This window comes from Lysinibacillus sp. NPDC093692 (genome assembly GCF_050280125.1).
GTDB lineage: Bacteria > Bacillota > Bacilli > Bacillales_A > Planococcaceae > Lysinibacillus.
In genome coordinates, this window is record NZ_JBNNUW010000048.1 from 1 (window position 1) to 9511 (window position 9511).

General features: G+C 37.6%; 12 protein-coding genes and 1 rRNA gene. All 13 read right to left on the reverse strand.

Annotated features, from left to right (window positions below; genetic code table 11):
- Positions 1–207: 207 nt before the first annotated feature.
- The gene (rsmI, locus tag ACQKN4_RS25100; protein ID WP_079563671.1) at positions 208–1080 is read right to left on the reverse strand and encodes a 16S rRNA (cytidine(1402)-2'-O)-methyltransferase; all 873 of its coding nucleotides are present in this window, start codon (positions 1078–1080) and stop codon (positions 208–210) included.
- A complete protein-coding gene (locus ACQKN4_RS25105; protein ID WP_079563670.1) occupies positions 1077–1340 on the reverse strand; it encodes a GIY-YIG nuclease family protein in 264 nt (87 codons plus the stop codon). Before ACQKN4_RS25105 ends, rsmI begins: the two co-directional genes overlap by 4 nt.
- Entirely contained in the window at positions 1324–2073 is a 750-nt protein-coding gene (locus ACQKN4_RS25110; protein ID WP_427485194.1) for a tRNA1(Val) (adenine(37)-N6)-methyltransferase, read from the reverse strand. The genes ACQKN4_RS25105 and ACQKN4_RS25110 overlap by 17 nt, the downstream gene beginning before the upstream one ends.
- Before the next feature lie 63 nt (positions 2074–2136).
- On the reverse strand, positions 2137–2493 hold the full coding sequence (gene yabA / locus ACQKN4_RS25115; protein ID WP_079563668.1) for a DNA replication initiation control protein YabA: 357 nt from the start codon (positions 2491–2493) through the stop codon (positions 2137–2139).
- A 27-nt stretch (positions 2494–2520) separates the two neighbouring features.
- On the reverse strand, positions 2521–3336 hold the full coding sequence (locus ACQKN4_RS25120; protein WP_079563667.1) for a PSP1 domain-containing protein: 816 nt from the start codon (positions 3334–3336) through the stop codon (positions 2521–2523).
- Positions 3329–4333 (reverse strand): DNA polymerase III subunit delta', encoded by a 1005-nt coding sequence (gene holB, locus ACQKN4_RS25125; RefSeq protein ID WP_079563666.1) that lies wholly within the window; start codon positions 4331–4333, stop codon positions 3329–3331. The genes ACQKN4_RS25120 and holB overlap by 8 nt, the downstream gene beginning before the upstream one ends.
- Positions 4334–4850: 517 nt before the next feature.
- Positions 4851–5291 carry a YaaR family protein gene (locus ACQKN4_RS25130; protein ID WP_079563665.1) on the reverse strand — a complete coding sequence of 147 codons (441 nt, stop codon included), beginning with the start codon at positions 5289–5291 and terminating at the stop codon, positions 4851–4853.
- Between the two features lie 88 nt (positions 5292–5379).
- On the reverse strand, positions 5380–5709 hold the full coding sequence (locus ACQKN4_RS25135; RefSeq protein ID WP_049667342.1) for a cyclic-di-AMP receptor: 330 nt from the start codon (positions 5707–5709) through the stop codon (positions 5380–5382).
- A gap of 231 nt (positions 5710–5940) precedes the next feature.
- The gene (gene tmk, locus ACQKN4_RS25140) at positions 5941–6570 is read right to left on the reverse strand and encodes a dTMP kinase (protein ID WP_079563664.1); all 630 of its coding nucleotides are present in this window, start codon (positions 6568–6570) and stop codon (positions 5941–5943) included.
- Positions 6571–6587: 17 nt separating this feature from the next.
- Positions 6588–8012, reverse strand: coding sequence for an aminotransferase class I/II-fold pyridoxal phosphate-dependent enzyme (locus ACQKN4_RS25145; protein WP_427485195.1), 1425 nt, complete (start codon positions 8010–8012; stop codon positions 6588–6590).
- Between the two features lie 90 nt (positions 8013–8102).
- A complete protein-coding gene (locus ACQKN4_RS25150) occupies positions 8103–8639 on the reverse strand; it encodes an HXXEE domain-containing protein (RefSeq protein ID WP_079563662.1) in 537 nt (178 codons plus the stop codon).
- Between the two features lie 229 nt (positions 8640–8868).
- Positions 8869–9303, reverse strand: coding sequence for an SRPBCC domain-containing protein (locus ACQKN4_RS25155; RefSeq protein ID WP_079563661.1), 435 nt, complete (start codon positions 9301–9303; stop codon positions 8869–8871).
- A 115-nt stretch (positions 9304–9418) separates the two neighbouring features.
- Positions 9419–9511 (reverse strand): 5S ribosomal RNA (gene rrf / locus ACQKN4_RS25160); the annotation flags it as partial.

Below are 9511 nucleotides of genomic sequence, written 5' to 3' on the forward strand. Positions count from 1 at the left end.
AATCTCTACATCTTTTAATCCTGGAATATTCGTGTTAAAATTCATATGCACAGTTCACCTTTCTATTACTTGTTTCTCGACAATTCAAGTATATATAAATCGGTGAATCTGTGCTTTTTTTATGCGTGGAATTGTGCGAATACCCCAAAAAATATTATAGAACCCAAAAAAAGAGGTGCCTATATTAAGGCGACCTCTTTCTTTACATTAACTATGGTATTCATTATAGATTTCTCGCTTAGCTACTTGACGTAGTTTGGCCACTTCTTTTATAGCTTCTTTTGATGTAACACCATTTTGATCAATAATATAATCAACATGTTCAACAATAGACATTGTCATCCAATAGGCTTGTTCATCATTTTCTTCCTCATCATTTTCATTTCCTTCAAGGACAATACAAAATTCTCCTCGAATTTCCTCTGTTTGTGACCATTCCACTGCTTCAGCCAACGTACCACGTAAAAACTCTTCGAATTTTTTAGTTAGCTCGCGAGCTAATACAATTCGACGATTACCAAGAATAAATTCCATGTCTTTCAAGGTTTCCTTTATACGGTGAGGAGCCTCGTAAAACAAAATGGTTTCCTGACGTTTTTTTAGTTGCTCTAATTGCTGTCGACGTTCCTTTTTTCCTCGATTTAAAAATCCATAAAAGAAAAATGGCTGCGGTGTTAATCCGGAGGCGATTAATGCTGATATTGCAGCATTGGGACCTGGCACCGGCACAACTGGAAAGTCTTGCTCAATTGCTTTTTCGACTATATCTGCACCAGGATCGGAAATACACGGTAGACCAGCATCACTAACTAATGCAACTGTTTTTCCTTCACGTAAGAATGCTAATAACTTCTCTCCCCCCACCTCTATATTATGTTCATGATAGCTGATCAGGGGTGTTGCTATATCAAAGTAGTTGCAAAGCTTTTTGGTATTACGTGTATCCTCAGCAGCAATAATATCTGCTTCCTTTAAAATACGTAACGCACGTACACTCATATCCTCTAGATTACCAATAGGTGTTCCAACTAAATATAAACAACCTGTATGATTGTGCATTGTACTTTTTTGAGATTTCATAACGCATCCCTCCCTATATATTTCATTTTTTGCGTTCGTGTTAGCTGTTTAAAAGCATATTCTGCACGCATCGCCTCTTGTTTCGTATCGAATTCCTCTACATAAATACATTCCACTGGTCCTCGTGCTCTCGTATATTTTGCTCCCTTACCAGCATTATGTACAGCGACACGCCTGTCTACATTATTCGTGTAACCAGCATAAAAGGATTGGTCGGCACATTCTAACACATAAAAATAATGGTTACTGTTCTTTTCCATAAAGAATTTCTCTCACTTCTGCTGTATATTCATTATCCGCATTATACACATACAGGGGTGGTAATATTTTCAGATCCGGTTTACCGTCCTTAATTCCTTCTATTAATAGTGTGTTGGCCTCCTTACCCTCTTTCGGGTAAATAAATTGCATACGTTTAGGCTCTATACGATTCGCTCGCATCGCCGTAACAATATCTAACAACCGACCAGGACGATGAACAAAAGCGGCCTTTCCGCCCTGTTTTAATAATTTACTTGCTGACTGTATTGATTCCTCTAACGTTAAATATAGTTCATGGCGGGCAATAGCGTAATGCTCACTTAAATTTTTATCACTAGCTTCATGTGCTAAAAAATATGGCGGATTACATGTTACAACGTCATACTTTTCAATACCAAGCTCCTTAGGAATTTCCTTCACATCACCAAGGACCATATGAATTTGCTCTTCCAACTTATTGTAACGGATACTTCGCTCAGCCATATCAAATAAGCGTGGTTGAATTTCTACTCCTGTAATATGTCCCTTTGTTCTAGCACTTAGAAAAAGTGGGATTACACCATTACCTGAGCATAAATCAACAATTTTTCCTTTATTGTATGGGACACTAACAAATTTCGAAAGTAGCACTGCATCCAATGAAAACGAAAATACAGAGGGGCTTTGAATAATACGTAAATCCTCAGCTAATAAATAGTCTAACCGTTCGTCATCTTTCAACCATTCTTCCATGTTTCTTCCTCCTACTATACAAAACAAAAGACTGACACCACCATAGTGGGAATCAGCCTTCTATTACACATTTTGTTTATTTAAAAATGATAGACAAAACAGACAGTCTTCACCTTTACGTGAACTTCCGAAATGAACATGACAAACATGGAAGCCTTCATGGTACAAACGTGCTAGGTTATCATAACCCTCGCCAATATCTAACGGATTCTCTTTCTTCTCATCAGTAGTCTGTTCAGAGTTTTCATTAGAAAGTAATTCTTCTAGACGTGTACGAAGGTGATGATTTTCTGTTTCGAGTGTCTTATGCTCCTCCATCATTAACGCTACAAATTGTTTCAATGCACCAAATTGCTCCTGCATTGCTTCGAGCTGTTGTTCGAACTCCATAACGGTATCTAAGAAATTACGGTCCTTCACCCAAGCCACCTCATTCAGTTCTCTATCTTATATAAGATTTTTTTCGCATGCTAGCAGTTCTTCTAGTGTATACTCGACTGTACGCTCCTGCTCATGTAAATATACTTGAATGAGTCTCTCCAGTACATTTAAACCTACAACTTTACCTCGTCCATCTGGTGTCATCGTTAATTCACCGATGTCTGGCATGCCCTCTTTAGCTTCCTCATATTCATCATTTTCATATTTCAAGCAGCACATTAAACGACCGCAAAGACCTGAAATTTTAGATGGATTTAAAGATAAGTTTTGATCTTTAGCCATTTTAATAGAAACCGGCTCAAAATCTCCTAAAAATGTTGAGCAGCAAAGCATCCGGCCACATGGACCAATACCACCTAACAACTTCGCCTCATCACGTACACCAATTTGACGAAGTTCGATACGTGTTCTAAAAACGGAAGCTAGATCTTTTACAAGATCTCTGAAATCAACGCGTCCTTCAGCCGTAAAATAAAAGATGATTTTATTACGATCAAATGTATATTCAACATCAACGAGCTTCATTTCTAAATTATGCTCAATGATTTTTGTACTTGCTAGTTCAAATGCACGCTTTGATTCGGCAGCATTTTCCTCTACTTGAATACGATCACGTTCATCCGCTGGTCGTAGAACTTGTTTAAGTGGTAAAACAACATCATTATCCTCAACAACCTTTTGAGGGACAACTACTTTACCATATTCTACACCGCGAGCTGTCTCTACAATAACATATTGACTGTCCTCTAGTAGATATGATGCTGGATCAAAATAATATATTTTACCCGCTTTTTTAAAGCGGACTCCCACTACATTATACAAATGTATACCCCTCCTGCAGATTTAGCATTAACTGCTCCATCATTAACGTCCTATTCATGTTACGCTGTAAAGATGAACGCGCCTGTAAAATAGACTCCATTTGACTAGATAGACGTTCATAAGTCGAATGTAGCGCAGCTTCTTTAAATGTCTGTAACATGTCTGGGTAAGTACAAGCTGATTCGGGATTAGCTTTTATTGACACTATATCACGGTAAGCAAATAGTAGTAAATCTAATGCCTGTTCCATCTCGCCTTTTTCTTTAAATAATGGCAACCATTCTTCATGTACAACAAGCATTGCTTCATGTACGTTCTGACGAATTGCCTCTACTAATTTTAACACTGTTTTTCGAGCATGTGCAAACTGCTCATCATTTGCTAAAATCATAGCTGTTTCGAGCTCGTTCGTCATCATGCTCACTGTAGAAGCCATCGAGTAAGAAATATTATTATCTTGTAGATGCTTTAACAATAAATGTCGAGGCATTTTTTGAAATTTAATATGCTGACAGCGAGAGCGAATCGTTGGTAAAATTGACTGCATTTGCTCCGTTAATAAAATCGCAGTTACCTCACCATCAGGTTCCTCTAAAAATTTAAGAATCATGTTTGCAGATGCAATATTGAGACGGTCTGCATGATGAAGTACATAAATCTTCCGTCCCTCTTCAACACCCATCATCTTCATTTCTGCAATTAATTCACGTATTTGATCAATTTTTATAAATTGACCCTCGGGATAAATTTGATGAATATTCGGATGATTACCCGAATCAACACGTCTGCAATTTCGACATGTTTCACATGGAACATTTTGAATTGGTTGCTCACAAAGCATTAATTTGACAAAAAACTGCATAATATCTACTTTGCCTGTCCCTTTTTCACCATCAAAAATGTATGCATGTGCTAATCTATGTTTGTCAAAAATCGTTTGAAGCTGCTTCATTACGACTGGTTGCAGTGCGAATAGCTCTTCAACATTCTTGGCCATATATTAAAATTCCTTCCTATATCAATTACACTTATAGCATAATTGTTTCCTATTGCTCAATTTTATAGATCATCACCAAAACGTGTGGTTGATTTCCGTTCCGACTGGGCGCTTTGTAGCTGCCGCTTCGCTCGCTCCAGGGTCTCGGGCCAACAGATGTTTTTTTGCGCGAAAGCATAGTGCTAACGTAGCGGCAGCAGAGGGTTTTGGTTTTGTTTGTGCGAAAGCGCAGCGACAGCACCGATGTTGGTCACGGGGGCATTATCACAGGATGTGATGCTTTTAGCCTTCGTTCCTCTATTACTAATCCCCAAGGAGTCGCCCAGTCGTAACGAAAATCAACTTATTAACATAGTAGACGTATTAATAAAAGTCATCCACAACTTTTGGTGATGAACCAATTTTCGTACAGAAATATCTACAGTTTTAGAGCAGATAGATTAGTTTCATCGTGAATTGAATTCATACCATTCAGTTTGAAAAAAGCCCGCGCCTACAAGAGAACGAGACACGGGTTTTACATATACAAATTAATTAATAAGCCTTTTATCTCACCGATTTTATCGAGAAGATCAATTGCTTCCTTTTCTTCATCTAAAATATCTTGAGCAAGCTCCACAAGACGCGTATCGATAGTTTCAATAATTTTCAAACGTCTTCCTTCACCAAAACGATTCCATGAATGCGATTGTTTTAAATCCATACCATGCTCTACTGTTTCTTGTAGAAACCGTTTAACAAGCATTTTAAAACGAGCAAGCTCTCGTAAATTACGCGATCTTGCGACACGATCACCTGCTGTAGAAATATCCCCTAGCAATCGCGTAAGCTGTTCAGTTTGCAATTTGGTGCCTTGCTTGACGACCATATCTCCAAATCGGTTATTTTGATTATTGTTATGCAGTGGTTCTTTACGATTAGTATTTAACCCGACACGTATATCTTGATTGATCTTCAAGCTGTTTCGCCCCCACTTGCTTTCTATACCAAATACACAAAAGCTAAATTATAATGTGTTTTTCTTCCCATTTAACGTGGCAAATAATTTAAAAATGATGGAACTGTTCAATTGGTAATACAAAAACTGTCGCTCCACCTACCTCTACCTCCACAGGATAAGGTATATAGGAATCTGTATTCCCGCCTAATGGCGAAACAGGTGCAACCATTTGTTCTCGTGCACGACAATTATCACGAATAATATCTAAAACTTTGGGTATGAGAGAGTCTTCCGTTCCAATAAGAAACGTCGTATTTCCAGAGCGTAAAAATCCTCCAGTGCTCGCTAATTTAGTTGCACGAAACTGATTTTTCGTTAAAGCATTCGATAAGCGGCTGCTATCCTGATCTTGCACTACAGCTACTACTAACTTCATTCGCACTCACCCCTTCGATAAAATTCATCTAAATAGATTTTAGTTACCTTTTCCGTGACATAGGTTAGAGTTCCTCTGTTTCAGTAGGTGCTCGGAACATCTACTAAAATAAAACTACTTCTTCATTCATCTCAAAACATTCGCTACTGTCGCGCAGAAAACATTTTCTGAATGAAAATAAGATTATAGTTGTTACCATTATATCACATTGTGGTAGACAACTTCATGCATTTACTGTATTGCTTCATATATTAATGACCATACATCTTCAACAACATGATCAATATTTTGGTCCGCATTGACGACATGTATACGCTCAGGATAACGCTCCACTAGCTGTAAATATCCTTCCCGAACCTTGTTATGAAAAGCTAAGCTTTCAACATCTAAACGATTGACCTCTCGCTCTCCATGAGCATGAATCCGTGCCAAGCCTACCTCTGGTGCAAGGTCAAATAAGATTGTCATATCAGGTAACTTCTTACCGATTGCAAACTCATTAATAGATAATACTTCATCAACGCCGATACCACGTGCATATCCTTGGTATGCTAAAGAGGAATCGATAAAGCGATCGCAAATAACCATTTTTCCAGCATCCAACGCAGGTCGAACTTTTTCAAAATAATGCTGACTTCTCGCCGCTGCGTATAATAACGCTTCTGTATGCTCATCCATGGCTGTATGTTCGGGGTCTAAAATTACGCTCCTAATTTTCTCAGCAATCTCAATACCACCAGGTTCTCTCGTTGCTAATACATCAATCTTTTCCTCTGCAAGTCGCTCGGCTATTTTTTGAATGACTGTTGTTTTTCCAGCACCTTCTGGACCTTCAAATGTAATAAATAAATTGCAATTCATGCTGTTATAGCCTCCAACTATTTAATGATCTTAATCATCTTTTCTTCTAAACGGTGATTACCTTGGAACGTTGCACCAGTAGCTAGTAACTCCTCTAACTGACTCAGCTTTGCCACGGTTATTTTTTCTCCTGGAACAAGCAGTGGAATACCGGGTGGATACGGAATAATCATACTTGCAGAAATACGTCCCATCGTTCGCATATACGGTAACCATTCTGTTTCCGCCTTTTCCATTTCATCAAATGTATAGGAAGGTTCAGTAATGGCCACAAAATTATAGGTCGTTTGTGAAGCAGTTACGATTTCTGCCTTTGGTGTACTTAATAACAATGTTATGGCCTCTTTAATACGGACACGTATTTCTGCAAATGGATAGTTATGCCCCTGTTTCAACAAAGGTAGCACAAGCAATACTTGATTTGCATCTGCCAGTTCTGCATATACATGCTTTGCTTCTAATGCTTCCTGTAATTGAAAACCTGTATACCCCTTAACACGTAATAATAATTTGATAGGGTCGTCTACCTCAATAACTTCCAAAGAGCCAATAGCTCGTAATGCCTCGATCCATTGATTTCTTTTTTCTATTATATATGCACCGTCACTCTCCATATATGTCTGTACATAATAACGTGCATCATCTAAAGAAGCCAATAAAAGATAGGACGGGCTACTAGATTGTAGCATACGTAAATAGTGATTTATTTTGTCGACATCGACTAAGTTAGAATTAACATGCATAAAGGATGCCATTGTCATCGCTGGCAATGTTTTATGCGCAGACTGTACTACTATATCTGCACCAAATGTCAATGCAGATGGCTGAAATAAAGTACATGCACTAAAATGAGCTCCATGTGCTTCATCCACTAAAACTGGAATACCTTTCTCATGACAATACGCAATCTGCTGCTGTATTTCTTTCGATGTCATACCATAGTAAGTAGGATACGTTAATACTACTGCACGTGCGTCTGGATAATAATCAACTGCTTTTTTCAAATCTTTATAAGAAACATGGGTTGCTGTTAATGTTCGTTCATCCCATAGCGGGGATACAAATACAGGCTTTGCCCCAACAAGCTCAATCGCGTGAAATATAGACTTATGTGCATTACGTTGGACAATAATCGTATCACCTTTTTTACATGTGGCATAAATCATTGCTAAATTCCCGACTGTAGATCCACCTACTAAAAAGAAACTTTTCATCGCCCCATATGTATCTGCCAATAAGTTTTCTGCTTCTAATATCATTTCCTCTGGATGATGTAAGTCATCGAGACCTGATAATTCAGTCACATCATATCGCATTACATCTTTAAAGGGCTGAGGAAGATGGGATAGTTCTCCGTGTTTATGCCCTGGTACATGAAAGGAAATATTTTGTTGTTGTTGAAAGCGCTCTAATCCCTCTACAATCGGCTTTTTCTTTTGCAAAACAAAACACCCATTTCCGTTATATTCTTATTTAATTATAACACTTACGTTAGAAAAAAATTTACTGAATGGATATAAATAAGTTGAAATTCATATAACCTTTTTCCCGATCCAATGTGCTAGTAATGCAATAGGGATCAATAAAAGACAAAATGGCAAGCAAACAAAAATAATGTTCCATGTTATGACGTTATTAATTAATAACGAACGATACAACATTAAACTATATGGAATGACGATTATCAAAGATGTGAGTGCACCTGGTGTAATGGAACGAAGAAAAATAGACTGTGCAAGGTGAGTGAACGCATGTAGAAAGTAGGTTAGCGTAACAACAGTGAAGAAATAGATATCTCCGAACGGCCCTTGATTCACATATTGATTTGCTACAAAAGTGGAACTACTTACAAACATAAATACTACGACTACTGCTACGGCAAACTGTGCTGTCGACATCGAGAACTGTTTAATAACTCGATTAGCCATTTTTTTCGGCAATCTTTCATACAAAATCGTAGAATTCTTATTCAACCACTTTTCAACCATTATGATTTCTTCAAAATCATGGAGAATAAACATAATAGGGAATAACCAAATGAGTGTTTGAATACCTATCCATTGCTCCATAATGATTCCTCCTTTTTAAATTATATTGAGCAATTACTCAAATATTTCTCAAAAAAATAGCTCCTCTCTCAATACGATGTGGTTGATTTCCGTTTCGATTGGTCGCTTTCATGGCGCGTGCTTGATAAGTCAGAAAGGTCATTGCAACTAAAAGCAATGACCTTTTCTATGACATGACACTCTTCTTTTATCAGTAACAATTATGCTGAGGCTAATTATGTCGGAAATACTAGATACTAGCTTTTATTGCCATCTCTTGTACTAGCTGTTCTACTAATGGCGGTACAAACTTTTCTAAAATTGGATTCATCATTCCTGCAAGGAAACCACTTGCCTTTAATGTTAAATTACCTTCTAACTGACATGTACCATCCTGGTTTTGTGTAACTTCAAAGTATCCATCACCATTTAAAGGATCTGATAAGCCTACCAAATCAAATATAACCTGATTAGGATTTGATTCCTTACACTTAAGTTCAACCTTTACAGCTTTTTGGATCATTCCAAAATCCCCTTGAAATACCCAAATCATATTTCGTTCACTTGGGAATTCATGATGTAAATAACCAGGTATTAGTATAGCCCACTCTTCTTTATTTCGAATGAACTCCTGTAGCTTAGCTTTTTCAATTTGAATATTTTCTCTATATACCCCTGTTGCCATTTAAATACACCCCTATATTTGTTTATTTAAATCAATTAAATTCTAACATTTATTGGGTGTTATTACTGATTTTTTTAAAATAAAAAAACCACTGATTTCTCAGTGGCTACTTTGTGCCTAGCGACGTCCTACTCTCACAGGGGGAAGCCCCCAACTACCATCGGCGCTAAAGAGCTTAACTTCCGTGTTCGGTATGGGAACGGGTGTG

Excerpts from the sequence above, each read along its gene's own strand:
- rsmI (WP_079563671.1), bottom strand. The coding sequence starts at position 1,080 with ATGAAATCTCAAAAAAGTACAATGCACAATCATACAGGTTGTTTATAT.
- ACQKN4_RS25105 (WP_079563670.1), bottom strand. The coding sequence starts at position 1,340 with ATGGAAAAGAACAGTAACCATTATTTTTATGTGTTAGAATGTGCCGAC.
- ACQKN4_RS25110 (WP_427485194.1), bottom strand. The coding sequence starts at position 2,073 with ATGGAAGAATGGTTGAAAGATGACGAACGGTTAGACTATTTATTAGCT.
- holB (WP_079563666.1), bottom strand. The coding sequence starts at position 4,333 with ATGGCCAAGAATGTTGAAGAGCTATTCGCACTGCAACCAGTCGTAATG.
- ACQKN4_RS25135 (WP_049667342.1), bottom strand. The coding sequence starts at position 5,709 with ATGAAGTTAGTAGTAGCTGTAGTGCAAGATCAGGATAGCAGCCGCTTA.
- tmk (WP_079563664.1), bottom strand. The coding sequence starts at position 6,570 with ATGAATTGCAATTTATTTATTACATTTGAAGGTCCAGAAGGTGCTGGA.
- ACQKN4_RS25150 (WP_079563662.1), bottom strand. The coding sequence starts at position 8,639 with ATGGAGCAATGGATAGGTATTCAAACACTCATTTGGTTATTCCCTATT.
- ACQKN4_RS25155 (WP_079563661.1), bottom strand. The coding sequence starts at position 9,303 with ATGGCAACAGGGGTATATAGAGAAAATATTCAAATTGAAAAAGCTAAG.